We start from the raw sequence: 23,734 nt of genomic DNA on the forward strand, positions 1-23,734 counted from the left end.
AAGTATATGATATGAATTGTTATAATCATTCTGAAATTACAAGTGTAGCAGCTTGTATAGATTGTAATAGAGGGCTATGTGTAGATTGCTCCAATCTTTATACAATCCCTATATGTAGGTATTGTAATGCGAATAGAATAAAGAAAGAAAAAAGAGAAATTATTAAAGATTTTGTATGGATGTTTATGTTTGCTTTGGTATTAGCTTATGTCCTTACATCATCTATGCCTTCTACAGGTAATGTTTATATTTCTCTGTGGTTTACTGCATTTTATGCAGGATTGTCTATCTATAATGGTTGGAAATTTTTAAGTAATATCACACCTAATATGTTTTTGGTGCTTCCACTTATTGGGTGGCTAATTTATTTTTGTGTAAAATATGTGTTGGCAAGTTTTGTGGGTATGATATTAACGCCATTTTTGATTTTTAAAAAAGTAAAACGCTTATTAGATATTAGTAAGATAGAGGTTTAAAATTATAGATAGTAGAAATTACAATAGTTTCCTGAAAATGGTAATAACTTCAAAAAATTAAAATCATTCTGTCGCAATAGAAGTGGAGAGCTAAAGTTTAGTTTTAGATTCTTTCGCAAAAGGCGATGGGAGCAAAAAAAGAAAAAAAGCCCTTTCTCAGATGGCGAAAGCTTCAAAAAACAACCGAAAGTAACCTATTCGTAATGTGACTGGGTAAAAAATGAATAGAATAGTCTCTCGCAGGGGTAGAAGATAGAAAAAATATAATTTTAATCTAAAAAAATAAAAATGAAAAGAACAGATATAAAAACAATATTAGTGATTGGTTCAGGACCAATCATCATCGGACAAGCCGCCGAGTTTGATTATTCGGGAACACAGGCGTGTCTTTCCCTAAAAGAGGAAGGCTACCGCGTGATACTCATCAACTCTAATCCTGCAACCATAATGACCGATGTAGAAATAGCCGATAAAGTCTATATTGAGCCTATTTCCTTGGAGTTTGTCAGCCAGATTATTCGCAAAGAAAGACCAGATGCTTTGTTGCCTACATTGGGCGGACAAACAGGGCTTAATATGGCGGTAGAATTAGAAAAATCAGGGATATTAGAAGAGTGCAAAGTAGAAGTTTTAGGAACGAAACTTTCAGCAATTAACCAAGCCGAAGACCGAGACTTATTCCGTGAACTGATGCGAGAACTCGGAGAGCCAGTCCCAGAATCGGATATTGTGAATACGGTAGAACAAGCCCTTAACTTTGCTAATACGATTGGCTATCCAGTCATTGTTCGCCCTGCCTTCACGATGGGCGGAACGGGGGGTGGTATCGCTTCCGATGAAACAGAGCTTAAAGAAATTGTGGCGAATGGGCTTAAATACAGCCCTGTAACCCAATGTTTGATTGAGAAATCCATTGCAGGATTTAAAGAGATAGAGTACGAAGTGATGCGTGATGCCAACGATAACGCCATTGTGGTTTGTAACATGGAGAACATAGACCCAGTAGGTGTACATACAGGTGATTCTATTGTGGTCGCACCTTCGCAGACGCTTTCGGATAGAGAGTATCAACTGTTAAGAAACGCCTCGCTAAAGATTATTAGAGCTTTGGGGATTGAGGGCGGCTGTAATGTCCAGTTGGCTTTAGACCCACATTCGTTCAATTATTATATCATCGAGGTTAATCCGAGAGTATCCCGTTCTTCGGCGTTGGCGAGTAAGGCAACGGGCTATCCAATTGCCAAGATAGCGGCTAAAATAGCGGTGGGGCTTACCTTAGACGAAATTATGAACCCCGTTACGGGCAAAACTTATGCGTGTTTTGAACCGGCATTAGACTATGTGGTTACCAAAATCCCAAGATTTCCATTTGATAAATTTGAAACGGCAGACCGCCGCCTTTCCACTCAAATGAAAGCCACAGGCGAAGTAATGGCGATTGGGCGAAACTTCGAGGAGTCTTTACAGAAGGCTATTCGCTCGTTGGAGACAGGCATCAGACACTTAGGATTAAAAACCAAACAAGCGGCACAGCTTACGCCAGAAGAAATAGAAAGACGCATCAGAGTTTGCGATGACGAGCGATTGTTCATCATTGGTGATGCTTTGAGGAGAGGCTACGATTGGGAGCAAATTGTAGAATGGAGCAAGATTGATAAATTCTTCATTTGGAAACTTAAAAAACTGGTGGACTTTGAGAAAGTCATTGCCGAAAATAAATTCAATGCCGAAACGCTTAAAGAAGCTAAAAAGTTAGGCTTCTCGGATTTAAACATTGCACACCTTTGGGGCGTTACCCAAAGGGAAGTTTTCAATTTCCGAAAAGAAAACGCCATTATGCCAGTCTATAAAATGGTAGATACTTGTGCGGCAGAGTTTGAGAGCGAAACGCCTTACTTCTATGGTACTTACGAGGAGGAAAACGAAAGCGTAGTAACGGAAAAAGAGAGTATTGTGGTCTTAGGTTCAGGACCTATCCGTATTGGGCAAGGGGTGGAGTTTGACTATGCCACCGTGCATTCCGTTTGGGCGATTAAAGAGATGGGCTACGAAGCCATTATCATCAACAACAATCCCGAAACCGTATCCACCGATTTCTCTATTTCGGATAAACTTTACTTTGAACCCCTCACAGAGGAAGATGTGATGAACATTATAGAACTTGAAAAGCCTAAAGGAGTGGTGGTTCAGTTCGGTGGACAAACCGCAATTAACTTAGCGGACAAACTATCGGCTCACGGGGTTAAAATTTTAGGAACCTCTTTGGAAGATTTAGACCGTGCAGAAAACCGAGATAAGTTTGAAAAAGCCCTTCAAGAATTGGGTATTCCTCAACCTTTGGGTAAAACTTCTACTTCTAAAGAGGAGGCGATTGCCATTGCGAATGAGATTGGCTATCCTGTTTTGGTGCGTCCGAGCTATGTCTTGGGGGGTAGGGCGATGGAGATTGTCTATACCGAGCAAGAGCTTACCCATTATATGGAACACGCCGTAGATGCCAGCCCGGAACACCCGGTACTTATAGACCGCTATGTAACGGGCAAAGAGGTAGAGGTAGATGCCATTTCTGATGGCGAAACGGTGGTAATACCAGGGATTATGGAGCATATCGAAAGGGCAGGGGTACACTCTGGCGACTCTATTGCGGTGTATCCACCACAAAATCTTACGGAAAAACAAATCCACGATTTAGAAGACTATACTATACGATTAGCGAAGGGGCTTAATGTTGTGGGATTGATGAACATTCAGTATGTGATAGACCAAAGCGGAGAGGTGTTTGTGATTGAAGTTAATCCTCGTTCCTCCAGAACGGTGCCTTTCCTCTCTAAAATTACCGATGTGCCTATGGCAAACCTTGCCACTAAGGCGATATTGGGCAAATCTTTAGCCTCGCAAGGTTATACTAATGGGCTCGTGCCGAATAAGGACGGCGTTTTTGTGAAAGTACCAGTATTCTCGTTCTCTAAACTGACTAAAGTGGATATTTCTTTAGGACCAGAGATGAAATCCACAGGTGAAGTGATGGGGAAAGATGTTACCTTAGAAAAAGCCCTTTATAAGGGAATGATAGCTGCAGGTAGAAAAGTGCCAACCCACGGAGCGATACTCTTTACGGTAGCAGATAAGCACAAAGAGGAAGCGGCTGTTTTTGCGAGGAGGTTCCACGAGGTAGGCTTTAGAATCTGGGCAACGGAAGGAACGGCGAAATACTTTGAAGCTAAAGGCATACCAGCCAAAATAGGCTACAAGATAGGCGAGGAGGAAGTGAATTTGATAGACCTTATCCAAAAAGGAAAAGTGCAATATGTGGTTAATACCACTACCATAGGTAAGAAAACGGAGCGAGATGGGTTCCAGATTCGCCGTATGTCGGTAGAAAATGGGGTGCCTTGCCTCACTTCTATGGATACGGTGGAAGCTATCCTAAAGGTGATTGAGTCTATGAGTTTTAAGATGCAGGCAATGTAAATGAACCAAAAGCGAGGAGAATTTCCTCGCTTTTTTAGTTTAATTCAATTAGATTTTAGAATAAATCCCTTGGGCTATTTGACAATTTCTACTAGATATTAAAATCAATCCTCTAGGTATTAAATTAGACCCTTTAGGTCTTACATTAGACCCTCTAGGTATTAAAGTAGAGGTTTTAGGTATTAAATTAGACCCTTTAGGTCTTACATTTGAGCCTCTAGGTATTAAAGTAGAGGTTTTAGGTATTAAATTAGACCCTTTAGGTTTTACATTAGACCCTCTAGGTATTAAAGTAGAGGTTTTAGGTATTAAATTAGACCCTTTAGACCGTAAATTAGACCCTATAAATTCTTTTGATTTTAAGCGAAGTTTAGGATTAAAGCCCTCAATCTAGGCTTTAAATAGTGGTAACATTTCTGCAAAGGAGCCGCAGCGGTGCGTGGCAAGTGGGGTAGTGATGAGCCATTCGGTAGAGGTATAGGTAAACTCATAGCAAGAAAGGTTGGCTTTGGTGTGTTTTTTAATGAAACTCAATAGCAGTTCTTTTTCTCTTTCTGGGGCGTTGATGAGTGGCATTGCGTAAGTTTCGGCTAGTGGAGTGTGTAGTGGTAGCTTTAACAAGACATCTTCTGCCATACCTGCCGTTAGTTTGCCGTGTTCTAGAAACCAAATTTGGTCAGAGAAATCCTTTGCCAATCGCCAATCGTGGGACGAGAATAAAACAAGTTTACGGTGCTGTTGAGCCAACTCTCGTAGGAGCGTCAGGATAGCCGTTTTGTTGTATTCGTCCAGATGGGTGGTGGGTTCGTCTAGTATCATTACAGGTGTGTTTTGAGCCAAAGCTCTGCCTATAAAAGCCTTCTGCAGGTTGCCATCGGATAGGGTGGTTAGTTTTTGATTTTTATAACGCTCCAGCCCAAGGTGGGTAATGATGTTTTGTATTTCGGCTTGGTCTTGCGAGGTCAGTTGAAAATAATATGGGTAGTGAATGAGTTTGCCTAAAGCCACCAAATCGGTTACAGTATAATTTTCGGGAAGGGTGTATTTAGAAAAAACAATGGAAACTAGCTGTGCCATTTCCTTTGGAGCTAAAGTGGCAATAGCACTATGATTGATGAAAATCTGCCCCGCTAAAGGCTTGAGCTGGTTGAGTATAGATTTTATTAAAGTGGTTTTACCAATGCCATTGTTTCCCATAATGAGAACCACTTCGCCTAGGTGAGCTTGGGCGTTGATGTCTTGGATGAGTGGCTGCTGGTAGCCAATATTGAGGTTGCGAAGTTCCAAAAACATAGTTTAATACTTAGAGTGTTGCTTCATCATCATTACTAAAATCACTGGGATTCCGAATAAGGAAGTGATGATATTTAAAGGCAATTTACTGATTTCGGACAGGATAGAAAACAACTCCATAATAGCAATGCCTAGCGTGAGGTTAAGCACCCACTGATGCCAAAGTAGAGCAGGACTGAAAATCATTCTACAAAAATGAGGCACTACAATACCTATAAAGAGGATAGGTCCAAGGAAAGCCGTTACACTAGCAGAAAGTAGAGATGAGGCTAAAATCACCGATACTTTAAGAGCATTGGTATTGATGCCGAAACTTTTGGCATAAGCAGTTCCTAGAGTGCTACCGATGAGCGGTTTTATACTTCGGAAGCTAAAGATTAGCCCAATACCGATAAGGGTAACGAGGATTATAATTTGGTTATGGTTGAGTTGGTTATTTGCACCAAAGCTCCAAAGAATGTAGTTTTTTAGGCTTTGATTTTCGGCGTACACTTGCAAAATGGAAATAATGGCTCCTGCCAAAGCGGAGATTAAAAATCCAAAAATCACAAGAAAGGTGTTGTCTCGAAATCTATTAGAGAGGAGTATGAGGAAGAACATCAATCCCAAACTGCCTATAATGGCTACGAGGCTGATAAATCCGTTTTGTAAAAACTCGGGAATGAGAAGTTGATGCGAAAAAAAGATATAAAATGCCACACTCAAACTAGCGATGGAAGTAATGCCCAATACCGATGGTCCTGCCAACGGATTTTGGAAATATTCTTGCAGCAGAAAGCCAGAAGTAGGTATCGCCATACCAGCGAGGAGGACGGCTAAAGTCCTATTGATTCTCAACGAAGCAATATCTGATTGAGGTGTGTTTTGGAAAAAATCTTTTAGGCTTAAATCTAGATAGCCTACATTCAAATTGACGATAACCAAAACGATTATCGCCAATAGAATACTAACCATTAAAATACCGAATTTGCCTCTAAGCATCAGTTTATTTTAAGAATGTAGCAAGGAGCTGGTCTAGGTCTTCTTTAGACATACTGCCTTCTATTTCTTCGGTTTTGTTACCTTTTCTAACTAGAGTAAACGGAATGCCTTCTCCACGCCAAATTTTAAAATTCTGACTGAAAAAAGCATCATCAAATTGTTGTCCGTCAAACAAAAGGATATGTTTAGAAAGTTGTTGTTCTTCCCCGAATTTTTTAACTTCTGTGTTCCAATCTTTTTTATCGTCTATACTCACAAAAGTAAATTTAACGGGCTTGCCATCTAGCTCCTTCATTTTTTCTTTGAAATGAGGAATTTCCATCATACACGGTCCGCACCAAGTTGCAAAGAAATTAGTTACATAGATAGTGTCGTTTTCTTTAGCCTTTATTAGTTGGCTAAGTTCGTCTTTAGAAACTTCTTTAAGAGTTTGTTCTACCTTGGTGCTATCGCTAGAAGAAGAGGTGGTTACAGTTTCTGTTTTTTTGTCGTTGCAGCTTATTACTAGAGCCGTAAGTGCGAGTGTTACTAAGATTTTTCTCATAATTTTTTTATAAATTTGTCCACTATTATGAATGAATTAAATTCGAAGACTAAAACCCCCGATTTTAAAGGGCTAAAGGTAATTAAAAAAGAAGAAATTACCAAAAATGCCTTTCTTTTGGCGTTAGAATATGGGGACAAAGAGCATTTCCGCTTTAAATCTGGGCAGTATGTAAAGCTAAGGCACGAAGGCGAAGAAAATGATTATAGCATCATTAACGCTCCTTATGAAAATAAGTTGGAATTAGTGCTGAAAATCAATACACCTCAATCTTTTGCACGGAAGATATTTAACCATTACTCGGTTGGGGATATTATTGAGGTTTCTGCACCCAAAGGACGCTTTACTTTGGCAGATAAACCCAGTGAAAAGCGTACTATATTAGGCTATGCAGGTGGGGTAGGCATTACGCCTATTATTTCGCATTTAAAGCATATTTTACATACAGAGAAAGGCACTCGTTTTTACCTTTTCTATTCTAATAAAACCAAGTCGGAGGTTATTCTTAAGAAAGAATTGGAGGCTCTGGAGCAATTCTACGGAGATAGATTGAAAGTTTACTATTTCTATACCCAAGAAGAAGATGCCAATGCCTTATTTTCTGGCAGAATAGATAGACATAAAATGAATCTTATCATCAATCAAATATTACATTTGGACGAAGATGATGAAGAATCTACTATTTGGGACGCTGTGGACGAAATTTTGATTTGCGGTCCTGCGGAAATGATAAAGGAGGTGGCTACAGGAAGTTATGAAAATGGCATTCGTAAGAAGAATATTCATTTTGAATTTTTCAATACTTATGAAGGAACAATCTTCCCCGAAGAAGAAACTTTCCCTAAAGTAGAAAATATTAAGGTGGAATGGAAAATAGATGGAAATTCTTTCTCTGAAGTGGTGCTAGAAAATAATGATGGGAAGCTATTGCAACAGATTTTAGATAAAGGTTATCGTTTGCCATATTCTTGCAAGTCGGGTAGATGTGGGGCGTGTAGATGTATGCTGGAAGAAGGCGAAGTAGAAATGACCGAAAATGAATATCTTACCGATAAAGAACTTTCACAAGGAAAGATATTAACTTGTACTTCGGTTGTTCTGTCAGATAAAATAAAACTTAATTTTGATTAGTCTTGAGGCTACTAAAGGGCATATTTAAAACTATTTTGGGATTGGCAGAGCTAATGGTGTTGGCTATGATGCTTGCTAATCTGTGGGTGTATGCTCTTACCAACGGTAGAACTTATACTAAGGTTAGTAAAATCCCAGCTAGAGAGGTAGCTTTGGTTTTGGGGACTTCGCCTAAGATGAGGTCGGGAATTGCTAACCCTTATTTTACAAAACGAATGGAGGCTGTTTCTGCACTTTATCACTATGGGAAAATAAAGAAAATTATAGTAAGTGGCGAAAAAAGTCCGTATTACGACGAGCCTCAAGCGATGGCTAACTATCTTATTAGAACCGAAGGTATCCCAGAAAGTGTTATCATACAAGATCCTAAAGGCTTTAGTACAAAGGAAAGTATTGTAAGATGTAAGAATAATTATAAGAAAAATGAGGTTATTATTATATCTCAAGGGTTTCATAATTTGAGGGCTTTATTCATCGCAAGAAACTTGAATATGAATGCGTTGGCCTTCGGTGCTCAAGATGTTACTAAACCAGAAAGTTTTTATAGAAATCATACTCGGGAGTTTTTGGCAAGGGTACAAGCAGTGGCTTATTTTATTTTAGGGATAGATTAAATGGCAAACGCTAATAATATTTTAAGATTTATTTAAAAACTTTTAATAAATTTATATCTTTGCATCACAAAATATGATAACGAATGGCTAACCCACTTTTTTATGCTAAAATCTTACTTTTTGGGGAATATGGCATTATAGAAAATTCTCAGGGGCTTACGCTACCTTACAGTTTTTATAAGGGGACTTTAAAGTTTTCTGATTTATCTTCTGATTTTGAACGCCAATCTAACCAATCGTTATTAAAATATGCTGATTATCTTCAGAGTTTAACTTTGCCAAAAGACTTTGAACTAAATGTATCTGAGCTTAAAAAAGATATAAATAAAGGTCTATTCTTTGATTCTAATATTCCGCAGGGGTATGGTGTGGGGAGTTCAGGAGCTTTGGTGGCGGCTATTTTTGAGCGTTATTCTCTTAAAAAATACAATCCAGAATACATTAGCAAAAAGGATTTAAAGCAGTTGAAAAAAGTCTTTGGAGAACTAGAAAGCTATTTTCATGGTAAAAGTTCGGGGATAGACCCACTAATCTGTTATATGAATCTGCCTATCCTCATAGAAAACAAAGAAAATGTAGACAGAGTTTCTATTCCTAAAGAACAGCAAGGTAAAGGAGCTATTTTTCTTATAGATTCTGGTGTGGTGGGTGAAACGGGACCAATGGTTCAGATTTTCTTTGAAAAGTTAAAGCAAGAAGGATTTAGGAAGACTTTAAAAGAAGAGTTTATCCGTTATAATAATGCTTGTATAGAAGCCTTTCTAAAAAAGGATATGAATCCGTTTTTTAAGAATTTAAGGAAGTTGTCCTTATGGGCTTACGAACACTTTAGACCAATGATTCCAGAAGGTATATTTAATGTATGGAAAAAAGGTTTGGATACCAATACTTACTATCTCAAACTTTGTGGTAGTGGCGGTGGTGGCTATATATTAGGGTTTACTCAAGATTATGATAAGGCGGAGAAAATGTTGGAAGGTTTCAAAAAAGAAGTAATTTATCGTTTTTGATGAGTAATGGTAATTAAATGCAGCTATCCAACTCTGATTTTCAAAAATTAAGATCTAAACTAGAGCGCCGCAGATGGTTTTATAGAGCCTCTCAGATGGTTAGCCTAATGCTTGGGGTTAGAGTGTTTGTTTTGGCTTTTTATGTGTTTACACTTTATGTATCCACCTGTTTTTTATTTAATCAAGAAGAAAGTCTTAGAGCCTTTGTCTTTGATTATAAAGTACACGGGATTATTGCTTGTTCTCTGCTTTCTATAGCGGCAGGAGGGCTTATCAATCAGTTTTACGATAAGGAAAAAGACCAAATTACCAAACCTTTTAGAAGTTATTTTCAGTCTTTTGTTAAAGAGAAATATATTCTTTACTCTTACTTATTGCTTAATGTATTGTCGTTGGGGATTGCGTTGGTTTTTTCTTACCGAATTTTGATTTTCTTCCTTACTTATCAATTTCTAATATGGTTCTATAGCCACAAATTAAGTCGAATAGCGGTAGTGAATAATTTAACTTATGTATCATTATCGTTGTATCCTTTTTTTGGATTATTGGTTTACTATCAGCATTTTTCAGATTTGCTGTTTTTGATGTCGGTTTTTTTGTTTGTGTTACTTTTGATAATAGATGTTATTAAAGATATTGTAACTAGAGCGGCTGATAAACTCTTTGAGTATGCTACTATACCTGTATTATTTGGGAAAACTAAAACAGTATATTTGTTATATTTATTATTGATAATTAATTCATTGACTTCTTATTTAATAGTAAACGAGTTAAAATATTTTAATCTAGTTGCTTATTATTTTTCAGCATCTATTTTGGTTTATTTATTAGCTGGAATTTCGCTGTATTTTTTTAGATATTCTAAAATGTCTAGACTCATAAATGTGCTTAGAGTGTGGATTTTTATAGGCGTGGTTTTTATGTTATTCAATGGTATTTTTGAAAGGATAGTGTAAGTTCATAAAGGCTTAAGACTTGGCAACAAAGTTAATCATTGTTTCCTAGTCTTAAGCTAATGATACCAAAAATTTCAAAACAACCTCGCAAGAGAGCAGAGCGTGGGCAGACTACTTCCCGAAAACTATAACTCTAAAAATATATGAGAAATTAAAGATTATTATGGAGTATCTAAAATTCAATATCAGTTATATTATATTTATCAAGAAGAAAATTAGTGATGGATTTCTCATTTTTTAATTTCATAAATTTTTGTTTTTCTTTTTGAGTAAAAATCGGAATAGTAAAATTTTTTATATAATTCTTTGCTAAGGCAAAATAGTTATTTGCATAGGGTTTGCTAGTTTTCTGTATATAGTACCAGAATACTTTAGTTTTTAAAATTTTTTGAATAAATTTTAAATCGTTTTCTGAGTTAGAAACTATTGCATATCCATTATAAAACAACAACTCTTTATCATCAGTATATACAAAATAAGGAGTATCGGAAATGTAAGGAAAAAGTAGCTTAAGTCCATATATATTAAGAGCTTGACTTCTTCCATAAGAATACCATTTCTCGTATTCTCTTTGTCCTTTATCTCTTTTTGATAATTCATTTTTATGAGAGGATAGATAGTCGTATGCTTTTGGATACTTATTTCGAAATACATTCTCTTCAATAATCTTTACAGAGCTGACACTAGGCTGATTTTTAAATAAGTCACTTTCATTATTAACTACAGTGGTATATGGAAAGATTATTTTTTCCATTAGTCTTTCTAAATCAGATTCTTTCTTAAGTATATTAGGTTTAATCGCATCGCGACAAATATTTTTTTCCACTTTAAATTTTCGACCCTTTTTTTCAAAGTAGAAAAATTTCGTATCTTCCCTAGAAGGTGTAAATAAATAAATATTATTTCTTAATGTTGCGAATCCATTTCTAATACTAAATAAGTCCCCCAATTTTTTACCTGCATTTTCAAGTTTTTTTAAATTTAACCTGTTTTTCGCATCTTCTAATTGCCACCCATTAAAATCATCCAAATTATTATAACTAAATTCAATAAAATCATTATCTCTTAAATTGTTGATTTTACGAGGAGTGGTATTAGTATATACAAGAGTTCCTACTGACTTTTCTATTAAACAAATACATGTATAGGTTAGTCTTGACTTAAATACTTGTTCGCTTCCAAAATCAATTAGTTTAAATTTATAATTTTTATCTGCAAAAAAACTTCTTAAAGCTCGCCCATTTAAACTACGATAAAAATTATTTACGGTAATATACCCTAATATACCATTTTCATTTAACCAGTTTAATCCTATTTGAAAAAATGGAATATATAAGTCTAACTTTCCAGTTGAAGAAACTGACCATTTTTTCATTAAAACTTTAGTCTTTTCATCTAAACTTGAAGATCCTACATATGGTGGGTTACCAACAATGGCATCAAAACCATTGTTAGCTAATATAAGTGGAACTTGTTCCCAGTTGAATTCTAATGCATCTCCTTTAAATAAATTAAAATTAAAGCTCCGCCTATCCTCGCCATTAACTAGAGCATGAAGTATTAATAATATTTTTGTTCTTGTAATACTATAATTTTGAATATCTAAACCAAAGATATTATCTTTATAGATATCAAAGTAACTTTTCTCTGTATTAATTCGATATTCTTCTGCAATAGTTTTGAAAAAGCCACCACATCCACAAGCAATATCTCCCAATCTTAGTAGGTTAATATCCTTTCCTTTATTTCTAAAATCTTTTAAAATTTGTTTTACAATATATTCTCTAATGTATTTAGGAGTAAACACTGCTCCATTTATCTCTTTATCTTTAGGAGAAATAACAAACTCAAAAAGTTCCAACAGCAGTTCAATATCAAATTTTGAATCAAAGAAAGCAATAAACTTATCTAATTGTTTTTTTTCTTCTTTATCTTGATCTTTGATAAGAAAACTGTTTATGAATTCATTCTGTATTTCATCAATATTATTTAGATATACAAATGAAGAAACCAACAACCGATTTATATCTTTCTCTTTATAAGAATATTTCCTAAGATATTTTAAAATATTTGGATTCATAATATGTATAATGGAAATATTTTTTCAATTTTAAAATCATTGTGATTATTTGACGAATCAAAGGCTTTAAAATAAGGTGTCCAAAGTCGTTCTTGAGCTCTTTTTATAATTATTTTATAATCTGGATTTTCTATAATTCTATTAATAAACTTAAATTGCTTTTTATTATAGAAATTATTTAATATAAAATGAAAACCTAAAAAAATATCCATTGGAGGGTGGGGGATTCTAGGACAACTTAAAAGCCCCATTTCTGAATCCAAATATTCAAATTTCTTGCCTCCAAATTGAAAGTGATAATAAGGGTGACTATATTTAAAAGTTACCTCTTTGTCTTCTTTATCTAGATGCCAAGAACTGCAATATGCTTTTCTTGTATCTTTCTTTCCTTTATACAAGTGAATATTAATATTTAAAGCATATATATGAAACGGATCATAATTCTCATTCAGGCAATCTTTTAAAGCTATCTTATTATCAAAAAATATTTGACAATAATTTAAATTATCAGGAACTGATCCAGCTATTCTGCCATTTATATAAAAGCATAAGTTTTTTATATCATATTCAACTATATCTTTTCTATCCATCTCATCAATTGTATCACTAATTGACTTGAAATCTCCTTCTATCTCTTTTTCTGAATCTAAAATTTCTTTAAATAAAGATAGATCTTTTTTATATCGGTTTTTATCCCAAATTTCCATTAACTGTTGAAATTACGCAATTCTTTTCTATCTGATTCACTTATTATTTTTTTATATTTATCAAGATTAAGCAATGCTCCTTCTATTGATATATATTCTTTATCCTGCCAAGACTTATATTCTTTATCTAATAATTCTATCCCATCGAAAGGATCTAAAGGAAGTTTTGTTTCTTTACATATTGTCCAATAATTAGAACTAATATTTTCAGAACTACCTTTTGCTAAAACTAAATCATTTATTTCTAATTTATTTTTTAGCAATTGTACTCTTTCTAATGCTTCATATTGCCTCAGAGGATACTGAATATTTAATTCTTTCTCCCACCATAAGTTAATTTTGGACATCCACCATCTGTCATAAATATCTGAAAAAATTCCAGTATATTTACAATGTAAAAGCTTAGATTTTAGAGTATTCCAACTAGAACATTCTTTATTTACACCTAATCTAGCAGATAAAATATCCTCTCCAATTAATAACCCTGAATGTCTGATTAAGTGTTCATATATAAATCTACTATACTCATAAATGACTCTAATATCTTTATTTAAATATATTTTAATTTTTGAATGAATTAAATCTGCTTCATTATCATCTAACCCTAAAATCTTATTCAGGTTAAAATCACTATCTGAAATTTTTCTATATGCTTTGTAAAATGATAGACATTTTTTTCTGAAATAATCAGGATTTCCTAAGGCTTTTTCTTTACTTATGACATAATCAAATAAGTCTTGATTAGTATAATCTTTTTTATATAAATTAATTATATTATTATCTGTAGACATTAATATAATTGGTCTTTCTTTTATATCCTTATATTTTGTTCTTAAAGTTGATGCTATTGTGGGAGCATTACAATATATTAACTTTGTTTCTTCTGTTAGTTTGTAATCCATTAAAATTATATCAGGATTTTCTTTATTAATTTTATTAATAATATTATCAATACTAATATCAGGCCTATATTGAGTTATGTTAAAATTTTCACTCTTTAGTGTTTCTATGATACTTGTGGGGTCTAAATCCTCTATATAAAAAATCTTATAGTCCATATTTATCTAACTCTTTATCTGTTGCTTTTGGTATCTCTATACTTATAGTTGTTGAAAAACCTTCTTTAGGAGTATCAACATATATTTTTCCTCTATAACTAGAAAGAATATCTTTTACTATTTTCAACCCTAATCCAGTTCCTGTTATTTCATTTCCTGAATTTAAGTCATCTAAAGTGCTCGGGGAAGATGTAGTGAAAAATTCTTCAAAAATACGATCTTTAATTTCATCATTGATACCATCGCCAGTATCAGAAAATCTTAGATATATTTTATTATCTATTTTTTTACACTCAATATCAATTTTTCCTTTAGCCGTTGTTCTTTTAATTGCTTTTTTTGCATTTGTATATAAATTAAATAAAATTGAGGACCATTCAGATGGATGCATAGGAATGGTAAATAGATAATAGCCATTTCTTATAGGCTTATTAAACTCTATATTACTCCTTTTTATATCATTTTTTATACTTTCCCAAAATTCTTCTACCTTATTTTGTAACTCTATTGGAGTTAGATTACGAACTACATTTTGGGAAATAATAGTATCAAAATAAGAAGTGTAGGACTGAAAAGTTTCAACATTGGATTGAAGTATTAATAATCGATTTATTACTTCTCTATCTGATTCTATTTTATTTAATAGAAAAGTAATATCAGTATTCATATTCAAAATATAAAACTTAACTTCATGAATAAATAAGGCGATAGTTAAACCAACACTACTCAGTACACGAAGCATTGCTTTTTCTTTTAGATTCAGCTCTTTCTCCTCTTCCTGAGCTTTTTGCAGTTCTTCTAACTCTTTTTTTACTTTTTGTATTGTTTTCTTTCTTTTCCTTTTGACTTCTATGCTGCTAGAATCATTTTCTAATTCCCTATCCAACTCTTCAATTGTAAATGCAATATTTTTAATTCTTACATCTACAGCTTCGTAGATTCCATCTATTTCTTTTTGCCCAGAAACGATTTTTATATTTCTTATTTCAGCGATTTTTATAATTGCAGTTATAATTGTTCTGTATACAAAATTCTGAAGTTGTATAAAAGCCTCATTTTCTACTAATCCTTCTCTACTTGATGTTTCATTAAATTCATGATTTTTATCTGCTAATTCTACAAATCCAAAAAAATTAATATTCGCATGAACAGGTAATATTGACCTTTTTCTAGTAGATGCATCTAAATTGATCCAATCATTATTAGGCTCTCCATAGGGTAATACTCTAAATCCGTTCCTATATAGTCTAATTCCGCCTTGTGTTCTGGCTAATTTTCTGATACTAGATTCTTGCATTTTAGGAATAAGTCCCGAATTATAAATGAAATAATAGGCTCTAAACTTTATATTTTTTAACTCAGAAAAAGGAATATTTTCATTATCTGGATCGCTGCTTATTTCTCCAATCTCATTAACCTCTAACTTTTTACTCTCTACAGAATATAAACCAAAGCCATTTTCATCTACAGAACCTTCAATAATTGCAGTAGCATGATTATAAACCATTGTTTTATCATCTGCAATATTGATTTGTTTATTATTAATTACTTTTGAGAAATAAACTTTAAATCCAGGATCAATATTTGTATTTTCTACATTTTCGTTTATTTCCGATAATGGAAAGGGTTGCAATATATCACCAACATACTTATATATTCTCCGGATTGATGCCTCTGACCACTTGTCTTTTAAGCCTTCAATTTTTAAAATTGTACCGTGAGATTGTTTTTTTGGAGATAGTGTTTCAATTCTATTGTTTATAGATAGTAAATCAGTGTCACTTGAATAATCGTTCCAATTAATATTTACGACAAGTGCCTCTGTATTTTCTTCTGTTTGAGTTATAATAGTGAGTTTTTCTCCTAACCTCTGAACAGCAAATCGCCCAATTCCTTTTTGTCCCGCTCGTGTTCGTTTAAATTTTTTAGAAACAGGATTATGTAACTTGTCTGTAGAAGATATTCTCATAAAACCATTTGCTAGCTGCTCTCTTGTCATCCCCGTTCCATTATCCTCTATATACAAGGTACCTCCAATGTTATCTGAGTTTTCAAATCTTATATTAACTTGAGTTGCATCCGCATCGTAAGAATTTTTAACTAATTCAGAGACCGCTGTTTCTTGTCTTGCTACTAATTCACTACCTAATCTATCAATCACACCAGCATCTACACTAAAACGAATGTTATCATTATCAAAACTTGATAGCCTTGTAGATAATTCTAGAATTTTACTATAATTGTTAGAGTCTTCTCGCAATACTCTTTCAAGCTCTTGTTTTGTTTCTTTTTCGTTCATAATTTAAACAAGCATTTATTGCTTAAAAACACAATTTTATAAACAATTTGTTTTAAATTTTATATAAAAAGGTCAATTACAATTATATGCATTTGACCTTTTTTATGATTTAAAAATATTTATTTTACTCGGGCTTATAAGAATCTTTAAGAGTAACCGTTCTATTGAAAACCAGTTTCTCCTCTGTGGAATCTTGGTCTTTAGTGAAGTATCCTATCCTTTGGAACTGAAGTGGAGCTTCCGTATCTACTTCTTTTAGTGATGGTTCGCCATAACCTTGTGCTACTTTTAGAGAATCAGGATTAAGGTATTCTAAGAAATCGGTTTCTTTTTCTGCATCTGGCTGTGCCGTAGTAAATAAGCGGTCGTAAATTCTCACTTCAATAGGCAATGCATGTTTTGCGGAAACCCAATGTAGTGTTCCTTTTACCTTTCTAAGGCTTTCTTCTGTGCCACTTCCAGATTTTGATTTAGGGTCGTAAGTAGCGTATATCGTAGTGATTTCTCCATTTTCATCTTTCTCTACACGCTCTGCCTTAATTATATAAGCTGATTTTAAACGCACCTCGCCTCCTAATTTTAGTCTAAAGAACTTCTTATTGGCTTCTTCTTTAAAGTCTTCTCTTTCTATGTAAAGTTCTCTAGCGAAAGGAACGGTTCTAGTTCCTGCATTTTCATCTTCAGGGTTGTTTTCTGTTTCTAGCCATTCTTCCTCGTTTTCAGGGTAGTTTTCTATGATGAGTTTTACAGGATCTACCACTGCCATCACTCTTTTGGCTTTTTTGTTGAGCTCTTCTCGTACAAAAAATTCTAGTAGTTGTACATCAATTAAATTTTCTCTTTTGGTAACGCCTACTCGCTCAATAAAGTTTTTAATGGCAATAGGTGGATAGCCTAATCGTCTCATACCAGAGATGGTAGGCATTCTAGGGTCGTCCCAACCAGTAACTACTTTTTCAGCTACTAGACGCTGTAATTTCCTTTTAGAAGTAATCATATAAGAGACATTCATTCTAGCGAATTCTCTTTGCTTAGGAGCATTTTTTCCTTCTTCATAGACATTAGATAAATACCATTCGTACAATGGGCGATGATTTTCAAACTCTAATGAACATAGCGAGTGAGAGATTTGCTCCAAATAATCACTTTCACCATGAGCCCAGTCATACATAGGGTAGATTTTCCACTGCTCGCCTGTTCTGTGGTGTGGTCTTTTCAAGATACGGTACATCACAGGGTCTCTCATGTTCATATTTGGAGAAGTCATATCTATTTTAGCACGAAGACTCATGCTACCTTCTGGGAACTCTCCGTTTTTCATTCTTTCAAATAAGTCTAACGACTCTTCTATTGGTCTATTTCTGTAAGGGGATTCTACTCCGTCTTCAAAAGGGGTTTTTCTTTGAGCTGTAATTTCCTCCGAAGATTGCTCATCTACATAAGCCTTGCCTTGTTTTATCATTTCTACTGCCCATTCATAGAGTTGTTGGAAGTAGTCAGACGCATACAGTTCCTTATCCCATTTAAAGCCTAGCCATTCTACATCTTTCTTTATAGAATCCACAAATTCTTGCTCTTCTTTTTCTGGATTGGTATCATCAAATCTTAGGTTTACGGGAGCGTTGTATTTTTCGCCTAAACCAAAATTGATGCAGATGGCTTTAGTATGCCCAATATGTAAATAACCGTTAGGTTCTGGCGGAAAACGAAATCTTAGTTTCTCTTTAGGGAGTCCGTTTTCTAAATCGTTTTCTATAATTTGTTCAATAAAATTGAGTGATTTCTTTTCTTCCATAAGGGTTGTAATAACTTAAGATGCAAATTTAGAAATTTTTTGTGAGTTAAAAACTTTGTTTTTTCTTATTTGTGTATAGTTTTGGCATAGATTGTGTATATTGAACTTCATCATAAATAGTTTTTTCAAAACACAAATGCTGAAGAAAGATTAGGCTGTTCATCTATTATTTTAATAGAAGTCAGCCTTATCTTATTTTATGTTGATTGCTATAAAAAGGTTACATTTGCAGTATTAAAATATCTTTATGCTTACTTTTTATAAATATCAAGGGACTGGTAATGATTTTATTATGGTGGATAACCGCCAAATGGATTTTAATAAAAGCAAAGAAAATATAGCACATCTTTGCCATAGGCGTTTTGGAGTGGGAGCAGACGGTCTTATTTTGCTAGAAAATTGTCCTGATACTGATTTTAGAATGGTGTATTATAACGCTGACGGGGCAGAAAGTACAATGTGTGGTAATGGAGGGCGTTGTTTGGTGGCTTTTGCATATTTTCTAGGTGTTTTTGAAAAGAGATGTACCTTCAATGCCATAGATGGGTTGCACGAGGCTGAAGTAAATGGAAATGTAGTAAAACTTAAAATGATAGATGTTTCTAATATCAGTAGAGATACATCTGATTTTGTGCTTAATACAGGTTCGCCTCATTATGTGAGATTTGTTTCGGAGGTAGAGAAGTTAGATGTTTATAACGAAGGTAAACAAGTGAGATACTCTGAAAAATATCAGAAGGAAGGTATCAATGTTAATTTTGTTGAAAAAATAGATGATGAGAATCTTTTTGTGCGTACTTATGAACGAGGCGTGGAAGATGAAACTTATAGTTGTGGTACAGGAGTAACGGCATCTGCATTATCTTTTATTCAGGATAAGAATAGAAATTCTGTAAATATTAAAACTTTAGGAGGTAATCTCAAAGTTTATGCTAAAAAGAAAGATGCAGGTTTTTGTAATGTGTGGTTAGAAGGTCCTGCAGTACAGGTTTTTAAAGGAACTATTTGAAATTAAAAAATGAAAAAAATAATCGGATTTATATTTGCTATTGTCCTTGTGGTGGGCGGTTATTTCGGATATAGTTTTTATAAGAAATACTACGGGAATAATATTTCAAAAGAAGGTGTTTTTTATATCCCAAAAGAGGCTCATTTTGAACAAATATTAGATTCTATTGCTCCTTACCTTAAAGATAAAGAAAGTTTCAAAAAGGTAGCATTGAGCAAAAATATGAATCGTTTTTTCCATACGGGACGCTATAAAATTACCGAAGGTATGGATAATACCGCTTTGGTAAATATGATAAAAGCAGGAAATCAGTCGCCTGATAATTTTAGGATTATCGCTTTTGATAATGTTTACCAAATGATGGGGCGTGTAGCCAAAAAAACGGAGGTAGATTCTTTAGCCTTTATAAAAGAGTTTAACCAAATTGCCCAAGCTAAAGGTTTATCAGAGGCGGAAGACTTAAAAAAGTATTTCTTTATAGATACTTATCAGTTTTTTTGGACGGTAAGTCCGAAAGAATTTTTTGGCGTTTTTGAGAAACAATACAATGATTTTTGGAATGCTGAACGCCTAGAGAAAGAAAAGAAATTAGGTTTAGATAGAAATCAAATATATGCTTTGGCTTCTATTGTGTATAAAGAATCTGGTGGCAGGATAAATGAACAAAAAACCATTGCAGGGCTATATCTTAACCGTTATAGAAAAGGTATGAAACTACAGTCTGACCCTACGGTAATTTACGCTATTAACCAATCAAGTGGTTTTAATAAGGTTATTAAAAGGGTATATTACAAAGATTTAAAAACGCCTTCACCCTACAATACTTATGCTAATGTCGGAATTCCTCCTGGACCTATTTGTGTAACAGATAAAAACTCAGTAGATGCAGTGTTAAATGCTGAAAATCATGATTATATCTATATGTGTGCAGACCCACAGAAAATAGGTTTTCATAAGTTTACAAGTAGCGATGTAGAGCATGCAAAAAACGCAAAAGCATATCAAGATTGGCTTAACGAAAAACAAATAAAGTAAGTTAAGTTCTTATAATAATTAAATTTTAGAAAATGAACACTCATAATATAGAAATCGTTAGTATAATTAGAAAGAAAACTTTGGCTCTTACCCTTACGGTAGGAGTGGCGAGTTTTGCTTTTGCTCAACAAAAAAATATGGTTTTGGGTAGGGTAGTAGATGCCTATAACCAGCCAATACCTTATGCTTCTGTAAGTTTTGAGCACCAGTCTAATAAACTTTATAGTGATGCTACTTTAACAGATGAAAAAGGAAATTATAAATTACCACTTAACGCGGGAGTTTATAAAATTACTATCGAAGCTATAGATTTTAAACAAAAAATCCTCACTAAAGAAATTCTTTCAGGAGGAAGTTTAGGTGATTTTAAAATAGAAAAAGAAACGACTGTAACTCACGCTAAGACTAAGGAAATAGAAGGCGTTACCATTACCGTGAATGCTCCTAAGCCTTATAAAGTAGAGCTAGACAAGAAGACTTATGATGTTTCTTCCGACTTGGTAAGCAAGGGTGGGAGTTTGCAAGATGTATTGCAAAATGTACCCTCGGTAGATATAGATACAGATGGGACAGTTTCTATGAGAGGAAGCTCTAATGTGAGGTTTTTAATCAATGGTAAGCCGTCGTCTATGTTGGGTATAGATGATGGTGCTAATGCATTACAATCAATCCCTGCGGAACAAATAGAAAAAATAGAAGTTATCACCAATCCATCTTCCAAATTTGAGGCTTCGGGAACTTCTGGGATTCTCAATATTATTCTGAAAAAAAATAAAAAAACAGGGTTTAATGGTAGTGTTATTGGGTCTATTGGTTATCTACCACAGACTAACCTTAATGCTAATTTGAGCTGGAGAAAAGGTAATTTTACTTGGTTTATCAATGGTGGCGGCGGTTATAGAGAATCTAAAGGAACTACGAGAAATAACAACTTTTATAAGAAAAACGATGCTCAAGTTAATCAGTTGTTAGAGTCTAGGCAAAACGGAGAGAGAAATACCGCAATGGATACCTACAATGCTACTGTAGGTATGGTTTATGATTTAGGTAAAAATACTTCTATCAATGCTTCGGGGGCGATAAGAACTTTTAAAGGCACGGAAGACGCTTTTACCAATTTCCGCTATCTTTACGACAATATTACTTTGCCAACACCTTACACGGTGAGAAATAGTAAAGGGACTAGTGATAATTTGGCGTTTCAAGGAGATTTAGGTTTAGACCATAAGTTTAGCGATAAAGATAACCTTTCCTTATCGTTGAGTTATCAGAAAAGTAAAAACGATGCTTATACCATCATTAGTCAAGAATCTAATAATATTTTTGATGCCTTGTTTTTGGCAGACTTAGCTAATCCACATCTTAGTTTTCAAACTAATGATAATTCTCAATCTTCAAAAAATAAAACCATTATTGCTAAGGCAGATTATGAACTTAACATTGGTGAAAATTCTAAACTAGAATTGGGCTATCGTTTGGATAGTAATAATAATCAGTATGATAATACCGCAAATAGAAGGCTAGGTGTTAGTGGAGCGTTTTCGCCATTGGGTATATTTACTAATAATACGGTTTATAATGAGTTGTTCAATGCGGTGTATGTTCAGTTTAAGAGCAAAATTGGGAAATTAGGCTATCAAGTAGGATTGAGAGATGAACTTTCTAATATTAAAATAGACTACCAAAATCTAGCGGAAGGTAAAATCATTGATAATAAAATCAAAAATTACAACAATCTTTTCCCTAGTGTATATTTGAGTTATGATATTGCTAAAAATAATCAGTTGTTGGTTAATTATTCTAGGAGGATAGACCGACCTAGAGCCTTTTTCTTAGTCCCATATTTTTCATTAACAGACGACCAAAATGTCTTTAGAGGAAATATGGATTTGAACCCATCCTATGTGGACTCATACGAACTAGGTTATAGCATACAGAAGAAAAAATTTACTATTAACCCAACCCTTTATCTAAGACGCACTACAGATGACAATAAAATGTTGGTGTATAGGGAAGACGAAAGAACCAATATCTTTTTTGTAACGCCTATCAATTTAGGTACAGATACTAGATATGGGTTAGACCTTAACGGTACGGCAGACCTTTATCCTTGGTGGAAGATTATGGCGAGTGTTAATCTATTCGCTTATAAATTAGATGGGCAAACTTCTTATTCTGTAATAGATAAAAATGGAGCATCAGCGTTGAGAAATGCCTCGTTTGTAGGGAAGGGATTTTCTAGCATTATGAGACTTAACTCTACTTTTAGGATAGATAAAACATTAAGTATTCAGTTGCAAGGATTTTACAGAGGTGGCACTAAGACTGAGTTTCAAGACAGAAAAGCAATGTATGCCCTTAATTTCGGAGCTTCTAAAACCATTTGGAATGGTAGTGGGACTTTGGCATTTAATGTTCAAGATATATTCAATACCAGAAATAGAACGGTACATACTTTTACCGAAAACACCACTAGAGAGTCTTATATGCAATGGCAGCCGAGACAAATCAATCTATCTCTAACTTACCGTTTCAAACAAGGAGAAAAGGTAGAACAACCTAAACGAAAAAGAGAGGGCAACTATTCGGAAGACTTTGAAGGTGGTGGCGGTATGCTATAATTGGGACTTAATGTGTTAAGAAATAAATAGGTGTTAATCTTGTTGGTGGACAAGGCTTTTTTCAAGTTGTAGTAATTCCTCCTTACGCCAAAGTCCACCAGCATAGCCTGTGAGTGTACCATTGCTCCCAATAACACGGTGGCAAGGCACTATAATAGCAATCTTATTGAGGCTGTTAGCGTTAGCTACAGCTCTCACTGCTTTTGGGTTATCCATCATTATGGCTTGTTGTAGGTAACTTTTGGTGATTCCGTAAGGTATTTTAAGTAGGGTTTGCCAAACTTGTTTTTGGAAAGGTGTCCCTAACAGTTGTGTTGGGACGGAAAATTCTTTTAACTTTTGATTAAAGTAGAGATTTAATTCTTTCTCTAGGGTCTCTAGATGTGGGTTTGAGATTTCTTTAATATTACTATTGTTTAGAGTGGAACATAGTTTTTTTAGTTCTGTATCTAAATGTTTTTTATCTGTGAATTCTAATAGGTATATCCCATTATCATCAGCAATAGCAATCATTTCACCTAGAGGAGTATTTATAGTTTTTGAATAGAGCATTTTTGATTAAACTTTTACCAAAGTTGATGATTTTTATCTTCAAATCAAAGTTTTAAAGTGAGTTTAGTAAAAATGATATTAGGAGTTTTATAGGTTTTAGGT

18 protein-coding genes are annotated in these 23,734 nt (G+C 34.1%); 9 read left to right on the forward strand and 9 right to left on the reverse strand.

The window, feature by feature from the left end:
• Window positions 1-11: 11 nt before the first annotated feature.
• Complete coding sequence (locus GXW81_RS08245) at window positions 12-476, forward strand: hypothetical protein (protein WP_161531932.1); 465 nt, start codon at window positions 12-14, stop codon at window positions 474-476.
• Between the two features lie 288 nt (window positions 477-764).
• Window positions 765-3,947, forward strand: a complete 3,183-nt coding sequence (carB, locus tag GXW81_RS08250; protein ID WP_052910713.1) for a carbamoyl-phosphate synthase large subunit — start codon at window positions 765-767, stop codon at window positions 3,945-3,947.
• Window positions 3,948-4,337: 390 nt separating this feature from the next.
• Here carB and GXW81_RS08260 read toward each other — a convergent pair whose 3' ends face one another.
• Genes GXW81_RS08260 through GXW81_RS08270 form a run of 3 tightly spaced genes read right to left on the reverse strand, consistent with a single transcriptional unit; the run spans window position 4,338 to window position 6,765 of the window.
• The gene (locus GXW81_RS08260; protein WP_161531933.1) at window positions 4,338-5,240 is read right to left on the reverse strand and encodes an ABC transporter ATP-binding protein; all 903 of its coding nucleotides are present in this window, start codon (window positions 5,238-5,240) and stop codon (window positions 4,338-4,340) included.
• A 3-nt stretch (window positions 5,241-5,243) separates the two neighbouring features.
• Window positions 5,244-6,221 (reverse strand): iron ABC transporter permease, encoded by a 978-nt coding sequence (locus tag GXW81_RS08265; protein WP_161531934.1) that lies wholly within the window; start codon window positions 6,219-6,221, stop codon window positions 5,244-5,246.
• 4 nt (window positions 6,222-6,225) lie between these two features.
• A complete protein-coding gene (locus tag GXW81_RS08270; RefSeq protein ID WP_014938475.1) occupies window positions 6,226-6,765 on the reverse strand; it encodes a TlpA disulfide reductase family protein in 540 nt (179 codons plus the stop codon).
• Window positions 6,766-6,792: 27 nt separating this feature from the next.
• Here GXW81_RS08270 and GXW81_RS08275 point away from each other — a divergent pair, with 27 nt between their 5' ends.
• The 4 genes from GXW81_RS08275 to GXW81_RS08290 all read left to right on the forward strand — a co-directional run bounded on the left by GXW81_RS08275 (window position 6,793) and on the right by GXW81_RS08290 (window position 10,476).
• The gene (locus tag GXW81_RS08275) at window positions 6,793-7,896 is read left to right on the forward strand and encodes a 2Fe-2S iron-sulfur cluster-binding protein (RefSeq protein ID WP_161531935.1); all 1,104 of its coding nucleotides are present in this window, start codon (window positions 6,793-6,795) and stop codon (window positions 7,894-7,896) included.
• 2 nt (window positions 7,897-7,898) lie between these two features.
• Window positions 7,899-8,510 carry a vancomycin high temperature exclusion protein gene (locus GXW81_RS08280; RefSeq protein ID WP_079207773.1) on the forward strand — a complete coding sequence of 204 codons (612 nt, stop codon included), beginning with the start codon at window positions 7,899-7,901 and terminating at the stop codon, window positions 8,508-8,510.
• A gap of 83 nt (window positions 8,511-8,593) precedes the next feature.
• The gene (locus tag GXW81_RS08285; RefSeq protein WP_014938478.1) at window positions 8,594-9,520 is read left to right on the forward strand and encodes a mevalonate kinase; all 927 of its coding nucleotides are present in this window, start codon (window positions 8,594-8,596) and stop codon (window positions 9,518-9,520) included.
• 17 nt (window positions 9,521-9,537) lie between these two features.
• Complete coding sequence (locus GXW81_RS08290; RefSeq protein WP_161531936.1) at window positions 9,538-10,476, forward strand: geranylgeranylglycerol-phosphate geranylgeranyltransferase; 939 nt, start codon at window positions 9,538-9,540, stop codon at window positions 10,474-10,476.
• A 172-nt stretch (window positions 10,477-10,648) separates the two neighbouring features.
• Here GXW81_RS08290 and GXW81_RS08295 read toward each other — a convergent pair whose 3' ends face one another.
• The 5 genes from GXW81_RS08295 to GXW81_RS08315 form a co-directional block, all read right to left on the reverse strand.
• The gene (locus tag GXW81_RS08295; protein ID WP_161531937.1) at window positions 10,649-12,556 is read right to left on the reverse strand and encodes an Eco57I restriction-modification methylase domain-containing protein; all 1,908 of its coding nucleotides are present in this window, start codon (window positions 12,554-12,556) and stop codon (window positions 10,649-10,651) included.
• Window positions 12,553-13,263 (reverse strand): hypothetical protein, encoded by a 711-nt coding sequence (locus tag GXW81_RS08300; RefSeq protein WP_161531938.1) that lies wholly within the window; start codon window positions 13,261-13,263, stop codon window positions 12,553-12,555. The genes GXW81_RS08295 and GXW81_RS08300 overlap by 4 nt, the downstream gene beginning before the upstream one ends.
• Window positions 13,263-14,321, reverse strand: a complete 1,059-nt coding sequence (locus tag GXW81_RS08305; protein WP_161531939.1) for a hypothetical protein — start codon at window positions 14,319-14,321, stop codon at window positions 13,263-13,265. Before GXW81_RS08305 ends, GXW81_RS08300 begins: the two co-directional genes overlap by 1 nt.
• Window positions 14,311-16,620, reverse strand: a complete 2,310-nt coding sequence (locus tag GXW81_RS08310; protein WP_161531940.1) for an ATP-binding protein — start codon at window positions 16,618-16,620, stop codon at window positions 14,311-14,313. Before GXW81_RS08310 ends, GXW81_RS08305 begins: the two co-directional genes overlap by 11 nt.
• 124 nt (window positions 16,621-16,744) lie before the next feature.
• A complete protein-coding gene (locus GXW81_RS08315) occupies window positions 16,745-18,415 on the reverse strand; it encodes a glutamine--tRNA ligase/YqeY domain fusion protein (protein WP_161531941.1) in 1,671 nt (556 codons plus the stop codon).
• Between the two features lie 247 nt (window positions 18,416-18,662).
• Between GXW81_RS08315 and dapF the strand changes: the two genes are divergently transcribed.
• From dapF to GXW81_RS08330, 3 genes are read left to right on the forward strand one after another with little or no spacing between them, the layout of a single operon-like run.
• On the forward strand, window positions 18,663-19,424 hold the full coding sequence (gene dapF, locus GXW81_RS08320; protein ID WP_161531942.1) for a diaminopimelate epimerase: 762 nt from the start codon (window positions 18,663-18,665) through the stop codon (window positions 19,422-19,424).
• Window positions 19,425-19,433: 9 nt separating this feature from the next.
• Window positions 19,434-20,459, forward strand: coding sequence for an endolytic transglycosylase MltG (gene mltG, locus GXW81_RS08325; protein ID WP_161531943.1), 1,026 nt, complete (start codon window positions 19,434-19,436; stop codon window positions 20,457-20,459).
• 32 nt (window positions 20,460-20,491) lie between these two features.
• Complete coding sequence (locus GXW81_RS08330; RefSeq protein WP_161531944.1) at window positions 20,492-23,080, forward strand: TonB-dependent receptor domain-containing protein; 2,589 nt, start codon at window positions 20,492-20,494, stop codon at window positions 23,078-23,080.
• Window positions 23,081-23,113: 33 nt separating this feature from the next.
• On the opposite strand, the gene GXW81_RS08335 is transcribed toward GXW81_RS08330, so the two are convergent.
• Window positions 23,114-23,632, reverse strand: coding sequence for a methylated-DNA--[protein]-cysteine S-methyltransferase (locus GXW81_RS08335; RefSeq protein ID WP_161531945.1), 519 nt, complete (start codon window positions 23,630-23,632; stop codon window positions 23,114-23,116).
• Window positions 23,633-23,734: the final 102 nt, after the last annotated feature.

The sequence above is a fragment of the Riemerella anatipestifer genome, from assembly GCF_009932355.1.
In the GTDB taxonomy this organism is placed as follows: domain Bacteria; phylum Bacteroidota; class Bacteroidia; order Flavobacteriales; family Weeksellaceae; genus Riemerella; species Riemerella anatipestifer_E.